This is a genomic window from Streptomyces sp. NPDC052012, from assembly GCF_040689265.1.
Lineage (GTDB): Bacteria > Actinomycetota > Actinomycetes > Streptomycetales > Streptomycetaceae > Streptomyces.
Genome location: NZ_JBFAXA010000002.1, coordinates 298,067 through 318,049, shown reverse-complemented (window position 1 = coordinate 318,049; position 19,983 = coordinate 298,067). Strand labels below are relative to the sequence as shown.

The following is a 19,983-nucleotide window of genomic DNA, read 5'->3' as shown; positions in this document are numbered from 1 at the left end:
GGAAAACCCGGCCGGCCGCTCGGCGGCGGCATCGGGCGGTCCCGGCGGCCTGCCGCGGCACCGGACGGTTCAGTGCGCGGTCCAGCCGCCGTCCAGGACCAGTGACGTACCGGTCACGAAGGACGCCTGCGGGCCGCACAGATAGGCCACCGCCTCGGCGACCTCCTCCGGTTCGATCAGCCGCTTGACCGCGCTGTCCTGGAGCATCACCTCGGACAGGACGCGCTCCTCGGGGATGCCGTGCGCCCGCGCCTGGTCGGCGATCTGCTTCTCGACCAGTGGGGTGCGCACATAGCCGGGGTTCACACAGTTGGAGGTGACCCCATGAGAGGCGCCTTCGAGGGCGGCGGTCTTGGACAGTCCCTCCAGACCATGTTTGGCGGCCACATACGCGGACTTGTAGGCCGAGGCGCGCAGCCCATGGACGGAGGACACATTGACGATCCGGCCCCACCCCTGTCCGTACATATGGGGCAGCGCCCCACGGATGAGCCGGAACGGCGCCTCCAGCATCACGGTGAGCACCGTGTGGAAGACGTCGGGCGGGAACTCCTCGATCGGTCGGACCAGCTGCAGCCCGGCGTTGTTCACCAGCACGTCCGTGCCGGCGGCCGCGAGTTCGGCGGCGTCCAGGTCGGTGAGGTCCACCACGTGCGGCTCGACGGCGCCGCCGAGGTCACGGGCCGCCTCGGCGAGCGACTCCAGGCCCGCGGCGTCCCGGTCGACGGCTCTGACCTTGGCCCCGGCGGCGGCCAGCCGCAGCGCGCAGGCGCGGCCGATGCCGCCGGCGGCGCCGGTGACGAGGGCGGTACGGCCACCGAGGTCGGGCGAGGAGGCGTGGGGGGCCGGAACGGCACGGGAGGCGGTCATGTCTCGACCCTAGGCAGCACCCCCACCCCAACCCATGTGGTCAGCCCCTACAGTTCAGCCGATACCAGTGGGGTCGAACCATGTGGGGCCGTCCGACATGGCCTGCTTGATCCGAAAGCGCGAGAACTCGTGCAGCTCCGGCAGGGCGTCCACCGCGAACCAGCCGACGTCCAGCGACTCGTCGTCGTTGACCCGCGCCTCACCGCCCACGGCCCGGCAGCGGAAGGTGATGTCCATGTACTGACAGATGTCGCCGTTGCCGTACGTCACCGGCTGCAGCGCCTGCACCAGAACGACCCGCTCGGGGACGCAGCGCACCGCCGTCTCCTCCTCGACCTCGCGCACGGCACAGGCCGCGGGCTGCTCGCCGGGCTCCGGGATCCCGCCGATCACCGACCACGTGCGGGTGTCGGCCCGCCGGTTCAGCAGCACCCTGTCCTCGTCGTCGAAGACGAGGGCGGTGACCCCGGGGAGCCACAGCAGCTGATGACCGGCGGACGCGCGCAACGTGCGGATGAAGTCAGGGGTAGCCATGACCTCGACCCTAACCGCCCGGTCGGCGGCCTTCCTCTCGCTTCAGAGGGTGTGCGACGGGCGTACGGCTACGCGTCACCGGCGCGTCGCCCGCGCACTCCCGCGACCACGGCCCACCCCAGGCCGCCCGCGGCGATCAGCACCAGGGCGATCTCCGGAGCGATGCCGACGCGGGTGGCGGGCGTCTGCGAGGAGCGCAGCGGCACCTCCTGCACCAGGGAGTCGGCGACGAACATGCCGGTCCTCTGCGTGATCGTCCCGTCCGGGAGGATGACCGCGCTGACGCCGCTGGTGACCGGCACGGTCACGGTGCGGCTGTGTTCCACGGCCCGGACGCGGGACATGGCGAGCTGCTGGTAGGTCATCTCGCTGCGGCCGAAGGTCGCGTTGTTGCTGGGCACGGAGATCAGCTGGGCCCCGTCGGTGACCGTGTCGCGCACCGCCCAGTCGAAGGCCGCCTCGTAGCAGGTGACCAGGCCCACCCGGGCGCCGTCCATGGTGAACACGCCGGGCTCGCTGCCCCGGCTGAAGTCCTGGCGCACCATCGACGTCCACTCGTCGTTGATCGCCCCGATGAGGGAGCGCAGCGGCAGGTACTCGCCGAAGGGCTGGATCTGCCGCTTGTCGTAGGTGTCGACGGGGCCCTTGGCCGGGTCCCACAGGATCTGCTCGTTGAGCAGCTTGCCGTCCCTGCCCACCACGCCGCCGACCGAGACCGGCGCGCCGATCGCCTTGGCCGCGCGGTCGATGACGGCCCGCGCGTCGGGGTTGGCGAAGGGGTCGATGTCGGAGGAGTTCTCCGGCCACAGCACGATGTCCGGCCGCTGGACCTTGCCGGCCTTCACCTCGGCGGCCAGACGCTCCGTCTCACGCGCGTGGTAGTCGAGCACGGCACGCCGCTGGGCGTTGAAGTCGAGTCCCAGCCGCGGCACGTTGCCCTGGATGACGGCCACGGTGACGGTGCCGTCCTCGGCCGCGTCGCTGACCAGCGGCCGGGCGGCCACCGCGCCCACGAGGGGTACGGCGACGCTCAGCGCACCGACGGCCGCGGCGGCCCCGCGTACGGTTCCGGTGCGGCGCGCCTCCAGCCCCAGGCGCACGATCTCGTACAGGCCGAAGCCGCACAGGACGACCGCGAAGCCGAGCACCGGGGTGCCGCCGAGCGCGGCGAGCGGCAGGAAGACCCCGTCGGCCTGCCCGAACGCGATCTTGCCCCAGGGGAAGCCCTCGAACGGCATGCGCGCGCGTACCGCCTCACCGGCGATCCACAGCGCCGCCGCCCACACCGGCCAGCCCGGGAGTCTCGACACCGCGGCGATGCCCGCGCCGACGAGCGCGACGAAGACCGCCTCGATCACGACCAGGGCGAGCCACGGGCCGGGGCCGACCTCCACCCCCGTCCACACCAGCAGCGGCAGCAGGAAGCCCAGGCCGAAGAGGTACCCGAGGCCGAGCGCCGCCTTCCAGCCGCGTCCGCGCAGCACCCAGCCGAGGACGCCGAAGGCGGGCAGGGCGAGCCACCACAGGGTGCGCGGCGGGAAGCTGACGTAGAGGAGCAGGCCGGAGAGCGCGGCCGCGAGGGCCGGGACGAGACGCTCGAGCCGCCTGCGGCGCACGGGCGCGGCCTGCGGCGGCATCGAGTCCGACTCGCCGACGGGAGTTGCGGTGACGGTCACTCCGGGAGTCTACGGCGGCTCCCCTGACCACGAACAGCAGCGCCCTCCGGGGGCGCGGCAGCGCCCACCAGGGGCGCGAGGACCTGCGCGACCAGCCACCACGAACCCGCAGACGCCCGACGACCGACCCCGCGGCCCTCCGACGCGCCCGCGGCCCAGCGGCGCAGCTGCTCGTCACAAGACATCCCCAAACCGTCCACCAGCCGTTACCGTGTGCCGGTGCCCTGGTCGTGCGGCCCGTCGCAGTGCCGACGGCCGGGGTCCGTCACAGGTCGGGGGCGACGCGGTGCGGGGTGCGGGGTGGGTTCCACGGGGATGACTGCGGCCGGCGCGGACGCGGACGGCGAGAGACGCAACGGACTGGACGCGGCGGGTGTCGTGGTCCTCGGGGCCTGTGCCGCCTGGCCGCTGATCACGGCGGCGGCGCGTGACGGCCGTCCCGAGGGCATGCTCCTGGCCGTACTGGCCGTGGCCGCCGGCTACGCGGCGGGCCGGATCGGCGGGACCCTGCTGCCGGTGGCCGCTCCGTGTGCGTGGGCCCTGGCCGGTGTCGGCCTGACGGTGGCCGTGCCGCACCTGGTGCCGGGCCCGCAGATCGCCGCGCCCCTCGGTCACGCCGGGGCGACCGCCGCCGTACTGACCCTGTCCGCCGGCGCCGCGTGCTGCGCGGCCTGGGCTGCCCCCTCCTCGGCCCTGCGGATCGCCCTGCACCTGGCGACGGCGGGCATCGCGGTGACCGCGGCCGTGCTGGGCTCCGCCGTCGGCTGCGCCGCCAGTGCGCTGGTGCTGCTGGCTTCCCTCGCCACCGCCCGCGTACGACGCCGGGGTGCCGGCATCCTCCTGCTGGCCCTGGCCACGGCCGCCGTGACGGGACTGGCCTGGGCGGTGGCCCGCGACGCCCTGCCCGACGGGCTCGCCGCCTCGCTGGAGGGCCGGCTGTCCGCGCACCGCGTCGGCCTGTGGCGCGACGCGCTCGGCATGGTGCACCGGAACGCCGGCCTGGGCGTGGGGCCGGGACGGTTCGGGGAGCTGAGCCCGACGTCCGGCGAGACCCTCCTGTCCGACGGCAAGCCCCACTCCGCGCCGTTGCAGCTGGCGGCCGAGCAGGGCGTCGTCGGTGTGGTGCTGCTGGCGCTGGTGTTCGCCTGGTTGCTGTGCGCCCTGTGGCGCAGTCCCCGTTCCACTCAGGTGGCGCTCGCGGCGGGGGCGGCGCTGACGGCGGTCGCGGCGATCGCGACGGTGGGCAACGCGCTGAGTTTCACCGCGGTGTCGGTGGGCGCGGGTCTGCTGGCGGGGACGGCGACGGCGCGCCCCTTCACGGACGCGGCGCCGGCGCGCACGCCGGACGCGCGTCCGCGCGGGGACCGGCTCGCCCGGTGAGCGTGCGCCTCAGCGCGCCTCGGTACGGCTCGGTATGCCTCGGTACGTCTCAGTGCGCCGGGCCCGGCCTGTGCGGGTGGAGGCGGTCGCGGATGACGTGGACCGCCGCCTCGGCGTCGTCGACGGTGACGGTGAAGGTGTGGCCGTCCCACAGGCGCAGCACCAGTCCCTCACCGCGCCGTACGACCACCGCCGTGCCCTTCTCGGGCCGCCAGCGGTAGCCCCAGCCGCCCCAGTGGCGCGGGGTGACGTGCGGGACGAACTCCGCGCCCGCGACCTGCGACAGCGGGATGCGGCGGCGCGGCACCCCCATGTGACCGCACCGCACCTCCAGGTGGTCCTCGTCGACCCGCAGCGCGACATGCACGAACGCGAGGGTGCCGAACAGGACCAGCAGTCCGGCGGCGATGCACCCGACGACGGCCATGACCAGCGGCGCGACGGAGGTGGTCCACGCGGAGTCGACGGCCAGCGCGATGCCGAGCGCCATGCAGGCGGCACCGATCAGCGCGAGCAGCCACTGGATGCGATTGGTCGCGCGTCCGGTCCACACATCGGAGTACGGGGTGTGCTCACCGTGGGGGTGGTCCCTCATGCTCCGAGACTACTCAGGATTCGCTCCGCGGGTACCGGGTCGCACAGCGTCACTGGGCCGGCCGTGGCCCGGCCGCCCCGGCCCGGGGGAGGTGCACCGCACGGCCGCCGTTCAGGCCGTCGGGGTGACCTGCCCGAGCAGGCGGCCCTCCGCGTAGGTGAGGGCCGGGGTGGGGAGCACGCCCTCGCGGCCGCTGAGCAGCACCGTCAGGGTGCCGCTCGCGGGGGCGTCGGGGGCCGGCTCGGCGCCGATGCGGCGCAGTGCCTGCGCGGCCACCGCGCCCGCGGAGCCGTGCAGGGCGAGCGGCGGAGCACCGGGCCGCTGCACGGCGGCCCGGATGCGTTCGGCGACCAGCTCGTAGTGGGTGCAGCCGAGGACCACGGCCGTCACGTCCTGAGGGGTGAGCTCGGCGGCCGCGGCGACCGCGGCGTCGACGGCCGTCTCGTCGGCGTGTTCGACGGCTTCGGCGAGCCCCCAGCACGGCACCTCGGTGACGGGGACGCCGTCGGCGAAGTTGCGGATCAGGTCCTTCTGGTAGGGGCTGCCGGTGGTGGCCGGCGTCGCCCAGATCGCCAGCGGTCCCCCGCCCGCCGCGGCCGGTTTGATCGCCGGGACGGTGCCGACGACCGGCAGTTCCGGTTCGAGGCGGGCGCGCAGGGCGGTGAGCGCGTGGACGGTGGCGGTGTTGCAGCCGACGATCAGCGCGTCGGGCCGGTGCGCCGCTGCCGCCTCGGCGACGGCCAGGGCGCGCTCGGTGAGGTCCTCCGGTGTCCGCGGGCCCCAGGGCATGCCGTCGGGGTCGAGGGAGAGGACGAGATCGGCGTCGGGGCGGAGACGCCGTACCGCGGCGGTGGCCGCGAGCAGACCGATTCCGGAGTCCATGAGCGCGATCTTCACCCGGCCACGATAGACGATGGGCCGCTTCCGGCCCGTCCCGTGGGGCAGACTGCGCAGCGTGAGCGCGCTTGTGTGGACCGCTGCCGGATCCCTCGCCGCCTGGCTGTGGCTGCTGCTCGGCCAGGGCTTCTTCTGGCGCACGGACGTGCGCCTCCCGGCCCTGCGGGAGCCGGACCGGTGGCCGCGGGTGTGCGTGGTGGTGCCCGCGCGGGACGAGGCGGCGGTGCTGCCGGCGAGCCTGCCGTCGCTGCTGGCACAGGAGTATCCGGGGCGGGCGGAGATCTTCCTCGTGGACGACGGCAGCACGGACGGCACCGGTGAGCTGGCCCGCGAGCTGGCGCGGCGGCACGGCGGGCTGCCGCTGACGGTGGACTCGCCCGGTGAGCCGCCCGCCGGATGGACCGGCAAGCTCTGGGCGGTTCGGCACGGCATCCGGCTGGCACGCACGCGTGCGCCGGAGTATCTGCTGCTGACGGACGCCGACATCGCGCACGGGCCGGACAGTCTGCGCCGGCTGGTCGCGGCGGCGCGCGGCGGGGGCTTCGACGTGGTCTCGCAGATGGCCCGGCTGCGGGTGGCGAGCCGGTGGGAGCGACTGGTCGTACCGGCCTTCGTGTACTTCTTCGCGCAGCTGTACCCGTTCCGCCGGATCGGCAAGGCGGGCACGCGTACGGCAGCGGCGGCAGGCGGCTGTGTGCTGCTGCGCGCCGCGGCGGCCGAGCGGGTGCGGATCCCGGACGCGATCCGGCAGGCCGTGATCGACGACGTGGCCCTCGCGCGGGCGGTCAAGCGCGGCGGCGGGCGGGTCTGGCTGGGGCTGGCGGACCGGGTGGACAGTGTGCGTCCGTATCCGCGGCTGCACGACCTGTGGCGCATGGTGTCGCGCAGTGCCTACGCGCAGTTGCGGCACAGTCCGGCGCTGCTGGTGGGGACGGTCGCCGGGCTGGCGCTGGTGTATCTGGTGCCGCCGGTGGCGGTGGTGGCGGGAGCGGCGGCGGGGAGCGCCCCGGCCGTGGCCCTCGGCGCGGCGGCCTGGCTGGTGATGGCCGGGACGTATGCGCCGATGCTGCGCTACTACCGGCAGCCGCTGTGGCTCGCTCCCCTGCTGCCGTTCACCGCGTTCCTGTATCTGCTGATGACGGTCGACTCGGCGGTGCAGCGCTACCGGGGGCGGGGTGCGGCCTGGAAGGGCCGCACCTACGCGCGTCCGGACGCCGTGCCCGACGAGGGATGAACTCCCGGCGAACTACGTCACTTGCGGCCCGGCGTCCAGTTCATGCCCCACCCGTAGGCGTAGTCGACGGTGCGCTGCGGGCTGACTCCCCGCTCGGGCACGAGGTAGCGGGCCTCGCGCTGGACGACCAGGTCGCCGTTGCCGGTGTTGGTGATCAGGGCGAGGGCGCACACGGTCGAGGGGACGGTGCACTCGTCGAGCGAGAAGTCGATCGCCGCGCCGTGCTGGGGCTGGAGGGTGACGTGGGCGTTCAGGTCGGCGAAGGAGCGGGCGCCTTCGTAGATGGTGACGAAGACGAGGATGCGCCGGAAGTACTGCTTGTAGTCCAGGTTGACGGTGAGGTTCTCGCCGGTGGCGACGGCACCGGTGCGGTCGTCGCCGTCCAGGTGGATGAAGGGCGGCTGGTGGAAGGACCCGAAGGCGTTGCCGAGGGCCTGGACGACTCCCTTGCTGCCGTCGCTGAGTTCGAACAGGGCGCACAGGTCGAGGTCGAGGTCGGAGTGCATGGCGACCGGGCGGCCCAGCTTGGCGGCCCAGCCCGAGAACTGCTTGCGCACCTGCCAGTTGAGGTTCACGTGCAGGGCGCCCGAGGTACCGCCCTGCTTGGTCAGCGAGACGGAGGGGGCCGCCTTGGTGAGCGTCACCTTGGTGAGCTGGACCGGCGCGGGGGGCGCGGCCGGCGGGGGCGGAGCGGCCGGCTGGGTCACGGTCGCCTGGGGCGGGGCGGCCGGCCGGGTCACGGTGGGCGTCGCGACCGGGGGTGCCTGGGCGGGGGGCGCGGCCGGGGCGGGCGCCGCTTGCTGGGGCTCGTCCACGGTGATGCCGTAGTCCGTGGCCAGGCCCTCGAGTCCGCTGCTGTAGCCCTGGCCGACGGCGCGGAACTTCCAGGCGCCCTGGCGGCGGTAGAACTCGCCGAGTACGAACGCCGTCTCGGTGGTCGCCCCGGTGCTGTCGAAGCGGGCCGCGACGGTGCCCTGCGCGGCGTCCTTGACCTCGATGTACAGGCCGGGGATCTGTCCGAAGGTGCCGCCGTCGCTGGAGGCGGCGAGGATCACCGTCTCGATGCCGGGTTCCACACGCGTGAGGTCGACGTGGAGGGTGTCGGTGATCTGACCGCCCGCGTTGCGCTTGCCCTCGTGCCGGACGGCACCGGAGGAGTGGGCGGGCTGGTTGTAGAAGACGAAGTCGGCGTCGGAGCGGACCTTTCCGCCCACCAGCAGCAGCGCCGAGGCATCGGCGTCGGGCACGCCGGGCCCGGAGTGCCAGCCCACCTCCACCCGGAGTGCCGTGGTCGGCACCGGCGTGTTCGATCCCTTCGGCATTGACATGTCCGCCCCCATCACGGGTCACCGCGCCAGGCCCGTCCCCGGCATCCATCGGGTTGTCGTCCGCACAACCTATTCCCCCGGGATCCGGGAAGTCCCGCGAGGAGCGCACACGGCCGGGCTGCCAACCGCCGGTAACCCGCCCGGGCCTCGGCGTTTACACCAAATTCGCTCGGCGTGACGCCCGTTTTGATGAAGTTCGCTCACATTGGGGATCCCGGACCCCCGCAGCCCCGGAAAACAACCCTCTTATCGGTCTCCCCAACCAGCACATCGTGGGCTTAACTTATGTGCCATGACCTCCCCCCGCTCCACCTATGGCGGCGGCTACTACTCCGCCTCCTTCCCGGACACCCCGATCTACGACTCGCTCGTGGCCGAGCGGGGCACCCCGCAGATCGCCCCGATCCGGGTCCCCGCCGCGTACGACGCGCCGGCCAGTCATCTGCCCGCGCTTCCCTCGGCGTTGCCCGCCCTCCCGGCGGCCCCGTCCCAGCCCGCGTACGGCTATCCGCAGGCCCAGCAGCCCGCACCGCTGCAGCAGGCGCACGCGCCGTACATCCCGCAGCAGGCCACCGCGCCTCGTGGCTACCCCGGGCCCCAGCCACAGCCGCCGCGGCAGGCGGCTCCGGCCGCCGGCTACGAGGCGATGCGCCCCGCGGCTCCCCGGCCGGCCCCCGTGCAGTACCAGCACCAGGACCCGTACCAGAACCAGCAGTACCGCGGGTACTGAGCCGCCCCGGCGGGCTGTCGGTGCCGCCTGGCACGATGGCCCCATGGGGAACGCGCGTCTGCACTCGATTCACGTCCATCCGGTCAAGGCGTTCCGGAGCCTGCCGCTCCGGGAGGTTGCCGTGGAGCCCTGGGGTCCGGCCGGGGACCGGCGTTGGATGCTGATCGACGACGGGGGAAAGGTCGTCACCCAGCGCCAGCAGCCGCGCCTCGCACTGGCCGCCGCCGAGCTGCTGCCCGGCGGCGGCGTTCTGCTGTCCGCGCCCGGCATGGAGCCCGTCGCGGTGCCCGTGCCCCGGCCGGGCGGCACCGTCCGGGTGGAGCTCTTCAGCGACAAGGTCGAGGCGGTCCCGGCCGAGGATCCCGCCGTGCACGCCTGGTGCAGCGCCTATCTCGGCATCGGCGTGCGCCTGGTGCACCTGGACGACCCGGCCACGCGCCGGCCGGTCGACCCGGAGTTCGCGCTGCCGGGCGAGACCGTCACCTTCGCCGACGGCTTCCCGCTGCTGCTGACCTCCACCGCGTCACTCGACGCCCTCAACTCGCTGATCGCCACCGGCGATCACCCGGCGGAGGGCCCTCTTCCCATGAGCCGGTTCCGGCCGAACGTGGTCGTGGACGGCACCGCCGCCTGGGCCGAGGACGACTGGTCCCGCATCACCATCGGCGAGGTCGCCTTCCGGGTCGCCAAGCCCTGCGGGCGCTGCGTCGTGACGACCACCGACCAGACCACGGCCGAGCGCGGCAAGGAGCCCCTGCACTCGCTGGGACGGCACCGCAGGCGCGGCGGCAAGCTGGTGTTCGGGCAGAACCTGGTGCCCCTGTCCCCCGGCACCATCCGGGTGGGGGATCCGGTCGGCATCGTGGCCTGAGGCGCGGGTGCCGCGCGGGAACCGGACCGCGGGCCCGTGCGTTGGCCTTTCATGAGAAGTGCGTGAGAGGGCACTTGGAGGGGGGTGCGACCGGTGCGTGCGATCAGCGGCCTGTGGCGCTGGCGGCACAACCCGCTGTGCCGCAGGACCGACCTGCTCGAGGGATGGGTGGCCCTCGCGGCACTGCTGCTCGTGCTCATCACCGCCCCGGTGCTCGGCACGCTCGTGGGGAGCGCCGCCCAGGACGCCCTGCAGAGTTCCGTCCGCGAACAGCACCGGGCCCGGCACGCGGTGACGGCCACCGTGGTGCGCAAACTCGACCCGTCGCCGCTGGACGTCGACCCGGAGACCTCCACCGGCCGGGATCTGCGCAGCCGCGTCCTCGCCCACTGGACCGCGCCCGACCGCACCGACCACCACGGCCCGGTGCTGGCCCGCCTGGAGGATCCGCGGCCGGGCGACCGGTTCCACATATGGACCGACCGGCAAGGGCGGCTGGTGACCCGCCCGCTGGACACCGCGACGGCCACCACCCACGCCGTGCTCGCCGGCTTCGGCGCCGCCCTGGCGACCGCGGGACTCGTCGAGTGCGGCCGGCGGTTCGTCGTCTGGCGCATGGTCCGCCGCCGGTACGCCCTCTGGGACCAGGCGTGGGACGGAGCGGGCCCCGACTGGGGCAGGACCGGCACCGGCAGCTGACGGCCTTCCGGCTCCGGTCAACCCCCCTGCCGTGCGCACGCTACGGTGGTCCGGCGCAAGCAGAACGGCGACAACCTGCGTACAACGAGGTGGGGGCACAGTTACGCCATGGCACAGGGCACGGTCCAGGTGACGCACACCGGCACCTCGCGGTGGCGGCGCCGCACGGGTGAGTACGCATCGCTCGCCGCCGCCCTGGAGGCCGCGGCGGACGGCGATGTCCTCACCGTCGCTCCCGGCACCTACCGGGAGAACCTCGTCGTGCAGCGGGCGGTGACCCTGCGCGGCCCCGAGGGCTCGCCCGGCTCCGTGCGCATCGCCCCCCTGGACGGTGTGCCGCTGACCGTGCGGGCGGCCGCGGTGGTGCAGGACGTGCATGTGGAGGGCCAGGACGCCTCCGCCCCCGCCGTGCTGGTCGAGGAGGGCACCCCGGAGCTGCGGGACGTCCGGGTGGTCACCCGGTCCGCGGCCGGCATCGAGGTGCGCGGCACCGCCCGGCCCTCGGTGCGCCGCTGCACGGTCGACAATCCGGCCGGTCTCGGCATCGCCGTACTGGACGGCGGCGGCGGGGTGTTCGAGGAGTGCGAGGTGGTCGCGGCGGGGCAGGCAGGTGTCGCGGTGCGCGGCGGCGCCCACCCCCGCCTGGAGCGCTGCCGCGTGCACCACGCCTCGGGCTCCGGGCTGACCGTGACCGGGGAGAACTCGGCGCTGGAGGCGGTGGGTTGCGAGATCTACGAGGTGCGCGGCAGCGGCGTGCAGGTGACCGACCGGGCGACCGCGCATCTCACCGACTGCGATGTCCACCGCACGACCACCGACGGGGTCACGCTGGACACCGACGCGGTGCTGACGCTGGCCGACTGCCGGATCCACGACATCCCGGAGAACGCCGTCGATCTGCGCTCCCGCTCGGTGCTCACCCTGACCCGCACCAGCGTGCGGCAGTTCGGGCGCAACGGCCTGTCGGTGTGGGATCCGGGCACGCGCGTGGACGCCAACCAGTGCGAGATCTTCGACAGCACCGGCGACTACCCGGCGGTGTGGGTGAGCGACGGCGCCACCGCCGTACTGGACTCCTGCCGGGTGCACGACGTGCCGGACGCCCTGTTCGTGCTCGACCGCGGTTCACGCGCGGACGTCGTCGACAGTGATCTGTCGCAGGTGCGCAACACGGCGGTGTCGGTGAGCGACGGCGCCACCGCCCAGCTGGACGACTGCCGGATCCGCGACGCGGCGACGGGCGCCTGGTTCCGGGACCACGGCAGCGGCGGCACCCTCGACAACTGCACGCTGGACGGCACGCAGACCGGCGTGATCGTCACCAAAGGCGCCGACCCGACTGTCGAGCGCTGCACGGTCACCTCCCCCGCGGAGGCCGGGGTCTATGTCTCCGCGGGCGGCCGCGGCAGCTTCCTGAACTGCCGGGTCACCGGCAGCGGCGGCTACGGCTTCCATGTGATAGACGGCAGCCGCACCACGCTGCGGAAGTGCCGCACGGAGCGCTGTGCGCGCGGTGGTTACGAGTTCGCCGACGGCGGCGCGGACGCGGTGTCCGGCGCGGGCGGCCCCGTGGTCGAGGACTGCACCAGCGACGAGAGCGGCAGCCTCAGGCCGCCCGCCGCGCCGGAGCGGGCCGTGCAGACGGTGAGCGCCTCCCCCGGCCTGCTCGGCGCGGTCCCCGGGCAGCGCGCGGACCAGGCGCCGGCGGCCCCGCCCGCGCCGACCGCCGGACCGGGGCCGGAGGTCCGCACCTCGAAGGCGGTGCTCGGGGAACTCGACGCGCTGGTGGGCCTGGAGAGCGTCAAGCGCGAGGTGCGGGCGCTCACCGACATGATCGAGGTGGGCCGGCGCAGGCAGCAGGCCGGTCTGAAGGCGGCGTCCGTCAAGCGGCATCTGGTGTTCACGGGCTCCCCCGGCACCGGCAAGACCACGGTCGCCCGGCTCTACGGCGAGATCCTCGCCTCCCTCGGCGTGCTGGAGAAGGGCCATCTGGTCGAGGTCTCCCGGGTGGACCTGGTCGGCGAGCACATCGGCTCCACGGCGATCCGCACCCAGGAGGCGTTCGAGAGAGCGCGCGGCGGGGTGCTGTTCATCGACGAGGCGTACGCGCTGTCCCCCGAGGACGCCGGACGGGACTTCGGCAAGGAGGCCATCGACACGCTGGTGAAGCTGATGGAGGACCACCGGGACGCGGTGGTGGTGATCGTCGCGGGGTACACGGCCGAGATGGAGCGGTTCCTGTCGGTCAATCCGGGGGTGGCGTCCCGTTTCTCACGGACCATCACCTTCGGCGACTACGGGCCCGAGGAGCTGCTGCGGATCGTGGAGCAGCAGGCCGAGGAGCACGAGTACCGGCTGGCGCCGGGTGCGCCGGAGGCGCTGCTGAAGTACTTCACGGAGATCCCCAAGGGGGCGGCGTTCGGGAACGGGCGTACGGCGCGGCAGACGTTCGAGGCGATGGTGGAGCGGCATGCGAGCAGGGTCGCGCAGCTGACGGAGCCGGACACCGACGATCTGACTCTGCTGTACGCCGAGGACCTGCCGGAGCTGCCGTAACTGACGGAGCCGCTGTGGGGGCGCTGCCCCTACGACCCCGCGGGGGGCGCCGGCGGTTGTTCGGTGGTTCGGGGGGACGGGACGTTCGGGTGGAGGCGGGTCAGGAGGCGGTGGCGTTCCTCGGCGAACGCCGGGTCCGCCTGGTACTCGGAGTGGCCGAGGATCGGTGCGGGGAGTGGATGGGTGCCCGTGCGGCCGTAGGCGAGGGGGTCCTTGAGCGCGGCCCGGTCCACGGCGGGGCCGCAGTCGCCGGGCAGCCGCATCGGGCCGCCGATGGGGTCGGTGAGGCGGTACAGATTGCGCCAGCAGTCGACCTCCTCGTGCAGCCTGCCGAGCGCGTCCGGGCCGAAGTGGGCGGGGAACCAACGGCCGTACAGCCGCTCCAGCGGTGAACCGTACGTGAGCAGGGCGACCCGCTTGCGGGTGGCGGGGTCGAGCTGCCAGGCCGCGGCGGCGGCGAGGACGCTGCCCTGGGAGTGACCGGAGATCACCAGCCGTCCGCCGGTGGACGCGGTCCAGGTCGCGATGCGCCAGGTCAGGTCGGGCACCGCGCGCTCGGCGTAGCAGGGCGGGGCGAACGGGTGGGCGGCACGCGGCCAGAAGGTGCCGACGTCCCACAGGATGCCGATGGTGCGCCGCGCGGAGGCGTCCTTGTAGGCGCGCCGGCCCCAGGTGACGAACAGTATGAAGCCGAGCCCGATCAGCCAGGAGCCCAGCGCCTGCGCGGTCTCGGCGGCGCCGTGCACCACGTCGTACGTGCCGCGAGCGGCCTCGCCGGGCGTCCGGTCGGTGGCCAGGGCGCCGAAGAGGGCGCCGGCGCCCAGCAGCAGGGTCGCGGTGGAGGTGACGGCGACGATCCGGGGCCCGCGGTCGGTCAGGGCGGCCATGGCGCGGGCGTAGGCGATACGGCGGGTGCGGCCGGGATCGCCCGTCTCGCCGGGGTAGTCGCTCTCCACGCCGGCGCGCTCGGCCCGGGCGAGCTGCCAGGCGCGCCGGGCCAGCCAGCAGCCGAGCACCAGCAGCAGCACGAGCAGCGGCGGGATCACCGACGCCTGCCAGGTCAGCAGCACCGGCGGCCCGGGGATCGACGCTCCGGTGCCGTCCAGCCAGTCGGACACCCGCTGTGCGACCCCGCCGGACATCACCCCGCCCAGCGCACAGGCCAGCATCGCGACGGCCGGTCCGGCCAGGCCCCGCATGGACGCCCGCCGGTCGGGGTCGGTGCGGTGCAGGAGGTGGGCGACCACCGCGAGGACGATCACGAGGAGGCCCTGGACGAGGGCGATGGCGCCGAAGGTCGCGTCCCCCGGCAGCCGGCCCGCCGACTCCCATCCGGGGCGCTCCCAGCCGGCGTAGAGCAGGGTGACCGCGAGGAGCGCGAGGGCGGACAGCGGCAGATGCCGTACCAGGCGTGCGTCGCTCGCGTCGTCGAGGCGGCGTTCGGTGCGGCCCCGGCGGCACACGACCCACACGACGACGACCGCGCCGATGACCAGGGCCCCCTCCAGGAGCAGGCCGAGGACCGGCAGCAGGGCCGGGCCGCCCGGCTCGCGGTCCTGGCGGGCGGCGGCGGAGCCGACGGCGGCGGCGACCGTCAGCAGTCCCGCGGCGGTGTGCGCCGCGCGCAGCCGGGCGACCAGGCGGCGGCCGTACCAGAAGCCGGGCCGGCCGAGCGCGGTGCGCGTGCCCTCGTCGTCGGGTTCGGGGCCGCGGACACCCCCTGGGGGCTGCTGGGACTCGTAGGCGCTCCAGGTGCGCAGCGACAGGTACCACAGCAGGACGGTGAGGGCGGTGGGGACGACGGCGGCGAGGGCCAGTCTGCGGCCCGGCAGGCTCCACCAGCCGCCGTCGGAGACGGTCGGCGACAGGAAGCCCAGCCAGGAGTGCCGGTCGGCGCACGCGCGTGTGCCCGCGCACTGCCAGGCGGCCAGGTCGAGCGCGACCTCGCAGGCGGCGGCGACGAGCAGCACCGTCAGACTGAGTCCGGCCAGGCGCACCAGCAGCCCGTACAGCCGGATGGTGCGCCTGCGGCCCCGGGCGGTGGGGCGCATCCAGTGGGCGAGGTTGACCACCATGAACGGCAGGAGCAGCAGCCACAGGGCGCGGGTGCCGTTGCCGGAGGTGAGGTTGCACCAGACGTACGCCTCGGGGACGGGGCCGTCACGGCGGTCGCCGGGCCGTGTCTCCGCGTCGGCGTCGTCGGCACGCCGGAAGACGGCGGCGATGTCGTCGCCGGTGATCCGCACGGTGCGCGGGTCGTTGAGCATCGCCTCCGGGGTGGTGCCGCCCACGCCGTGGACCAGGAGTTCCAGGGCGGTCCCGGGCTCCCTGGTCCCCGCCGCGGAGCCGTCCGCCCCTTGGACGCAGGTGCCGTCCCCGCCGTGTGCCGGTCTGCTGTCCTGCTCAGGTTCCACTGGTCCGCACTCCCCCGTGACATGCCGTCGGCTGTGTCCGTGCGGGCACAAGGATCTCCCCTGGCCGGACGGCTCACACCTCTCGTCACGGAATCTCCCCGATCCGTGTGACCGGCAGCCACCCAGGAGACCGGAAGTGGCATGTGCGCGACGAACCGGCGGTGGCGCCCGGCGGGGCCCGGCATGCGAGGATGGGACGTCCGCGCACCGGTGACGGGGAGATATCGGCTCGTCGGAGTGGGTGCGCCGGGCGTGTCGATCGGTTGGCGGCGGAAAGGACCGGAGCGTACGTGAGCGAGAATCAGAACCTCCTCGCGGAGCAGCGGCGCACCCTGATCCTCGACGAGGTCCGGCGCCGGGGCGGAGTCCGGGTCAACGAGCTGACCCGCAAGCTCGGCGTGTCGGACATGACGGTCCGCCGCGATCTCGACGCGCTGGCCCGGCAGGGCGTGCTGGAGAAGGTGCACGGCGGCGCCGTCCCCGTGGTCGAGGCGAGCACGCACGAACCCGGGTTCGAGGCCAAGTCGGGCCTGGAGCTGAGTGCCAAGGAGGACATCGCGCGGGCGGCGGCCGAACTGGTCCCGGCGGGCGCGGCGATCGCCCTGTCGGGCGGTACGACGACGTACGCGCTCGCGCACCAGCTGCTCGACGTGCCGGACCTCACGGTGGTCACCAACTCGGTGCGGGTGGCGGACGTCTTCCACGCGGCGCAGCGCACCTCGGGCCCGCGGCAGGGCGCGGCCACGGTCGTGCTGACCGGCGGTGTGCGCACCCCGTCCGACTCGCTGGTGGGGCCGGTGGCCGACCAGGCGATCGCCACGCTCCACTTCGATCTGCTGTTCCTCGGAGTCCACGGGATATCGGTGGAGGCCGGCCTGTCGACGCCGAACCTCGCGGAGGCGGAGACCAACCGGCGGCTGGTGCAGTCGGCCCGGCGTGTGGTGGTGGTCGCCGACCACACCAAGTGGGGCACCGTGGGCCTGAGTTCGTTCGCCTCGCTGGAGCAGGTGGACACCCTGGTCACGGACTCCGGACTGCCGGCCGAGGCCCGCGCGGAGGTCTCCGAGCATCTGCGGCGGCTGGTGGTGGCGGGCGAGCCGGAGGAGCCCGAGGAGCCGGCAGACATCTGACGGGCCGGGGGCTAGGGTGTGCGCCTGTCGCCCGGTGCAACTCCCGATTCCGTCACGGAGGTTACGCCCATGGCCCACCGTCTGCGTCCCGTGGGGCTCGACTTCGTCGCAGCCGCGCCCGTACGGCTCGTCTTCGCCCGGGAGATCTCCGCCGCGCCGGAGCGGGTCTTCCCCGCGCTGGCGAACGACGTGGCCGGCTGGCCCGAGTGGTTCGCGGCGGTGACGTCGGCCCGGGCCACGGACGACGGCGCGGGCCGGGAGATCCGGCTGCGGGGCGGCACCCGCTTCCGGGAGACGATCCTCGCGGCCGAGGCGCCCGAGGTGTACGCCTATCGCGTCGACGTGACCAACGCGCCCGGCGCCCGTGCCCTGGTCGAGGAGTGGCGGCTGACGCCCGCCGGAGCGGGCACGCGCGTGCAGTGGACGTTCGCCGCCGACGGCACCGCACCCTTCCGGCACGCCCTGAAGCTCGCCCGCCCGGGCCTCGCCCGCGCCTTCCGTGGCGCGGTCACCTCCCTGGACCGGCGGCTCGGGCGATAGCCCTCAGTCGGGCCAGACGCCGGTGCGCAGCAAGGACTCGATGGCCGCCGTGTACGGGGTGATGTCCAGGCCCTGTTCGGCGAGCCACGTGTCCGAGTAGTACTTGTCGAGGTAGCGGTCACCGGGGTCGCACAGCAGGGTGACCACGCTGCCCTCCCGGCCCTCCGCCACCATCTCCGCGACGATCTTCAGCGCGCTCCACAGCCCCGTGCCGGTCGAGCCGCCCGCCTTGCGGCCGATGGCGCCCTCCAGGGCCCGCACGGCGGCGACACTGGCGGCGTCCGGCACCTTCATCATCCGGTCGACCGCACCGGGCACGAAGCTGGGCTCCATGCGGGGCCGGCCGATGCCCTCGATCCGCGAGCCGCAGTCGCAGGTGACGTCCGGATCGCCGGTGGTCCACCCCTCGAAGAAGCAGGAGTTCTCCGGGTCGGCGACACAGATGCGGGTGTCGTACTGCATGTAGTGGACGTAGCGCGCGAGGGTCGCGGAGGTGCCGCCGGTGCCGGCCGTGGCGACGATCCAGGCGGGCTCCGGGAAGCGCTCCAGCCGCAGTTGCCGGAAGATGGACTCGGCGATGTTGTTGTTGCCGCGCCAGTCCGTGGCCCGTTCGGCGTAGGTGAACTGGTCCATGTAGTGGCCGCCGGTCTCCGCCGCCAGGGCGGCGGACTCGTCGTACATCGTGCGCGGGTCGTCCACGAAGTGGCACTGTCCGCCGTGGAACTCGATCAGGCGGCACTTCTCGGCGCTGGTCGTGCGCGGCATGACGGCGATGAAGGGCACGCCGATCAGCTTCGCGAAGTAGGCCTCCGACACGGCCGTGGAACCGCTGGACGCCTCGATCACCGGGCGGCCCGGGCGGATCCAGCCGTTGCAGAGGGCGTAGAGGAAGAGCGAGCGGGCGAGCCGGTGCTTGAGGCTGCCGGTGGGGTGGGTCGACTCGTCCTTGAGGTAGAGGTCGATTCCCCACCGCTCGGGCAGCGGGAAGCGCAGCAGGTGGGTGTCGGCCGAGCGGTTGGCGTCGGCCTGCACCCTGCGCACGGCTTCTTTCAGCCAGGCGCGGTGGGCGGGATCGCTGTGGTCGACGTCGAGGGTGGCGCCGGTCATGGTCTGTTGGGAGGTGCTCACCACGGGCTCCTTACGCTGAGCGCCGACGGCTTCTCGCGCGGCCGACACACCGATCATAAGCACCTTGCGCACCACTTCTCACCTGCATAAACGCATCTTTGAGCGGCTCAAAGACAGCCCTGGACGACGGGGGGCGTGAAGGAGTGGGGGCGCATTTGCGCCAGTGCTTCTCGCGCCCCTGAGAACCGGAGCGCGTGTACTGGTGCTCGGCGGCAGGTGGGGGCAGACTTCACCGGCGGGAGCAGGGTCCCGTACAGGGGCACACTGGATCTGGACTCGAGCCGGCCCAGGAGCACGGTCCGGCACACCGACACACGCGCAAGGGGGCGGGTGAACATGGCCGAGCCGGAGTTCACGGCCAGGGGGGTGCGGATCGGCAAGCGGCTGCGTTCGCTCACCCTGGCCGGGCAGGTCCGGATCAGCGACGGCAGGCTGGAGTTGCTCACCAGCTACGGCACCGAGATCGACAGCGCGCCGGTGCAGGCGGTGCGCGCGTCCAGGCCGTGGTTCGCCCCCGAGGACCGTGCGCTCGCGGACCTGGGCGGCAAGCGGTACCTGCTGACCCTGGGCGAGCACGACCCCGCGCCCGGCGAGCCGGGCCCGCCGGCGGCCCGGCGGTTCATCGAAGCGGTACGGCGGGCATCGGGGCGCGGCGGCTGAGATGTCCGTGAGTTGCGTCACTTCACCCCTTGCGTCACGCTTGTCACACGTCACTCTGGGTTTACCGGCGATAACGCTGCGAACCAGCCCGCCGGCCACGACAGCAGGCGGCAGCGTCACGCAGGCATCCTGCTGGATCCGTACTCCGTGTTCTTCCGGCCCTCGTTCCGGACCTGACACCGGGGAGTCGCAGCCGTGATCAGTCACCCAAGCAGGCACTGCACGGTGGAGCTCCAAGCCCTGCCGTCGCGGATCGGCCAGGTCCGCAGAATCGTATCTGCGCAGTTGCGCTACTGGCATATGGATTCCCTGATAGACCGGGCCTCGCTCGGTGTGACAGAGCTGTTGTCCAACGTCCACCGGCACGCCCAACCCGACAAGACATGCACCGTGGAGATGGAGCTGCTGCTGGAGCGGCTCAAGGTCTCGGTGCGCGACCACGACCCGCGTCTGCCGGTCCTGGAGGACGCCGGTCCGCTGGCCACGTGCGGGAGGGGGCTGGCGATGGTGGCCGCGATGAGCGAGAGCTGGGGGGCGCTGCCGGACGGGGAGTCCGGGAAGGTGGTCTGGTTCACCTTGCCCACGCCGGGCGCAACGGTTCTGACAGTGCCCGACCGGTATGCGCAGCTTGCCGTGGCGGGGCGGGACAGTCACCAATTGGCTGAGGCGACTTGAGAGGCTGACGGCTCAGCGCGGCCGTGCAGCATCGGCTTGTTCGCCTTCGGGGGCGCTTTGCGCCCC

General features: G+C 73.6%; 18 protein-coding genes. 10 read left to right on the top strand and 8 right to left on the bottom strand.

The genetic code is table 11. From position 1 onward, the window contains the following. Nucleotides 1-69: 69 nt before the first annotated feature. From AB0412_RS05180 to lnt, 3 genes are all read right to left on the bottom strand, one after another. Nucleotides 70-870 (bottom strand): 3-hydroxybutyrate dehydrogenase, encoded by an 801-nt coding sequence (locus tag AB0412_RS05180; RefSeq protein WP_366401101.1) that lies wholly within the window; start codon nt 868-870, stop codon nt 70-72. Nucleotides 871-924: 54 nt separating this feature from the next. Further along, nucleotides 925-1,404 carry an NUDIX domain-containing protein gene (locus tag AB0412_RS05175; protein WP_366401100.1) on the bottom strand — a complete coding sequence of 160 codons (480 nt, stop codon included), beginning with the start codon at nt 1,402-1,404 and terminating at the stop codon, nt 925-927. Between the two features lie 68 nt (nt 1,405-1,472). After that, nucleotides 1,473-3,080 (bottom strand): apolipoprotein N-acyltransferase, encoded by a 1,608-nt coding sequence (gene lnt / locus AB0412_RS05170; RefSeq protein WP_366401099.1) that lies wholly within the window; start codon nt 3,078-3,080, stop codon nt 1,473-1,475. 315 nt (nt 3,081-3,395) lie between these two features. Here lnt and AB0412_RS05165 point away from each other — a divergent pair, with 315 nt between their 5' ends. Next, entirely contained in the window at nt 3,396-4,460 is a 1,065-nt protein-coding gene (locus AB0412_RS05165; RefSeq protein WP_366401098.1) for an O-antigen ligase family protein, read from the top strand. A gap of 49 nt (nt 4,461-4,509) precedes the next feature. Here AB0412_RS05165 and AB0412_RS05160 read toward each other — a convergent pair whose 3' ends face one another. Then, nucleotides 4,510-5,055 carry a hypothetical protein gene (locus AB0412_RS05160; RefSeq protein WP_366401097.1) on the bottom strand — a complete coding sequence of 182 codons (546 nt, stop codon included), beginning with the start codon at nt 5,053-5,055 and terminating at the stop codon, nt 4,510-4,512. A 111-nt stretch (nt 5,056-5,166) separates the two neighbouring features. Beyond that, nucleotides 5,167-5,952, bottom strand: a complete 786-nt coding sequence (locus AB0412_RS05155; RefSeq protein WP_366401096.1) for an aspartate/glutamate racemase family protein — start codon at nt 5,950-5,952, stop codon at nt 5,167-5,169. A 16-nt stretch (nt 5,953-5,968) separates the two neighbouring features. Here AB0412_RS05155 and AB0412_RS05150 point away from each other — a divergent pair, with 16 nt between their 5' ends. Continuing rightward, nucleotides 5,969-7,186, top strand: a complete 1,218-nt coding sequence (locus tag AB0412_RS05150; protein ID WP_366401095.1) for a glycosyltransferase — start codon at nt 5,969-5,971, stop codon at nt 7,184-7,186. 17 nt (nt 7,187-7,203) lie between these two features. On the opposite strand, the gene AB0412_RS05145 is transcribed toward AB0412_RS05150, so the two are convergent. Beyond that, nucleotides 7,204-8,508: a TerD family protein gene (locus tag AB0412_RS05145; protein WP_366401495.1), complete on the bottom strand. Its 1,305-nt coding sequence runs from the start codon at nt 8,506-8,508 to the stop codon at nt 7,204-7,206. A gap of 298 nt (nt 8,509-8,806) precedes the next feature. Here AB0412_RS05145 and AB0412_RS05140 point away from each other — a divergent pair, with 298 nt between their 5' ends. From AB0412_RS05140 to AB0412_RS05125, 4 genes are all read left to right on the top strand, one after another. After that, nucleotides 8,807-9,244: a DUF6643 family protein gene (locus AB0412_RS05140; protein ID WP_366401094.1), complete on the top strand. Its 438-nt coding sequence runs from the start codon at nt 8,807-8,809 to the stop codon at nt 9,242-9,244. A gap of 43 nt (nt 9,245-9,287) precedes the next feature. Continuing rightward, nucleotides 9,288-10,115, top strand: a complete 828-nt coding sequence (locus AB0412_RS05135; protein ID WP_366401093.1) for an MOSC N-terminal beta barrel domain-containing protein — start codon at nt 9,288-9,290, stop codon at nt 10,113-10,115. A 93-nt stretch (nt 10,116-10,208) separates the two neighbouring features. After that, entirely contained in the window at nt 10,209-10,814 is a 606-nt protein-coding gene (locus AB0412_RS05130) for a hypothetical protein (RefSeq protein WP_366401092.1), read from the top strand. Nucleotides 10,815-10,922: 108 nt separating this feature from the next. After that, a complete protein-coding gene (locus AB0412_RS05125; protein ID WP_366401091.1) occupies nt 10,923-13,370 on the top strand; it encodes a right-handed parallel beta-helix repeat-containing protein in 2,448 nt (815 codons plus the stop codon). A 29-nt stretch (nt 13,371-13,399) separates the two neighbouring features. On the opposite strand, the gene AB0412_RS05120 is transcribed toward AB0412_RS05125, so the two are convergent. Continuing rightward, complete coding sequence (locus AB0412_RS05120) at nt 13,400-15,637, bottom strand: hypothetical protein (protein ID WP_366401494.1); 2,238 nt, start codon at nt 15,635-15,637, stop codon at nt 13,400-13,402. Between the two features lie 437 nt (nt 15,638-16,074). Here AB0412_RS05120 and AB0412_RS05115 point away from each other — a divergent pair, with 437 nt between their 5' ends. Then, nucleotides 16,075-16,914 (top strand): DeoR/GlpR family DNA-binding transcription regulator, encoded by an 840-nt coding sequence (locus AB0412_RS05115; RefSeq protein WP_366401090.1) that lies wholly within the window; start codon nt 16,075-16,077, stop codon nt 16,912-16,914. Nucleotides 16,915-16,983: 69 nt separating this feature from the next. Then, nucleotides 16,984-17,454, top strand: coding sequence for an SRPBCC family protein (locus AB0412_RS05110; RefSeq protein ID WP_366401089.1), 471 nt, complete (start codon nt 16,984-16,986; stop codon nt 17,452-17,454). 3 nt (nt 17,455-17,457) lie between these two features. On the opposite strand, the gene AB0412_RS05105 is transcribed toward AB0412_RS05110, so the two are convergent. Beyond that, nucleotides 17,458-18,582, bottom strand: coding sequence for a PLP-dependent cysteine synthase family protein (locus tag AB0412_RS05105; protein WP_366401088.1), 1,125 nt, complete (start codon nt 18,580-18,582; stop codon nt 17,458-17,460). Nucleotides 18,583-18,918: 336 nt separating this feature from the next. Between AB0412_RS05105 and AB0412_RS05100 the strand changes: the two genes are divergently transcribed. Then, nucleotides 18,919-19,242, top strand: coding sequence for a hypothetical protein (locus AB0412_RS05100; protein ID WP_366401087.1), 324 nt, complete (start codon nt 18,919-18,921; stop codon nt 19,240-19,242). Between the two features lie 225 nt (nt 19,243-19,467). Then, entirely contained in the window at nt 19,468-19,917 is a 450-nt protein-coding gene (locus AB0412_RS05095; protein WP_366401086.1) for an ATP-binding protein, read from the top strand. Nucleotides 19,918-19,983 lie beyond the last annotated feature (66 nt).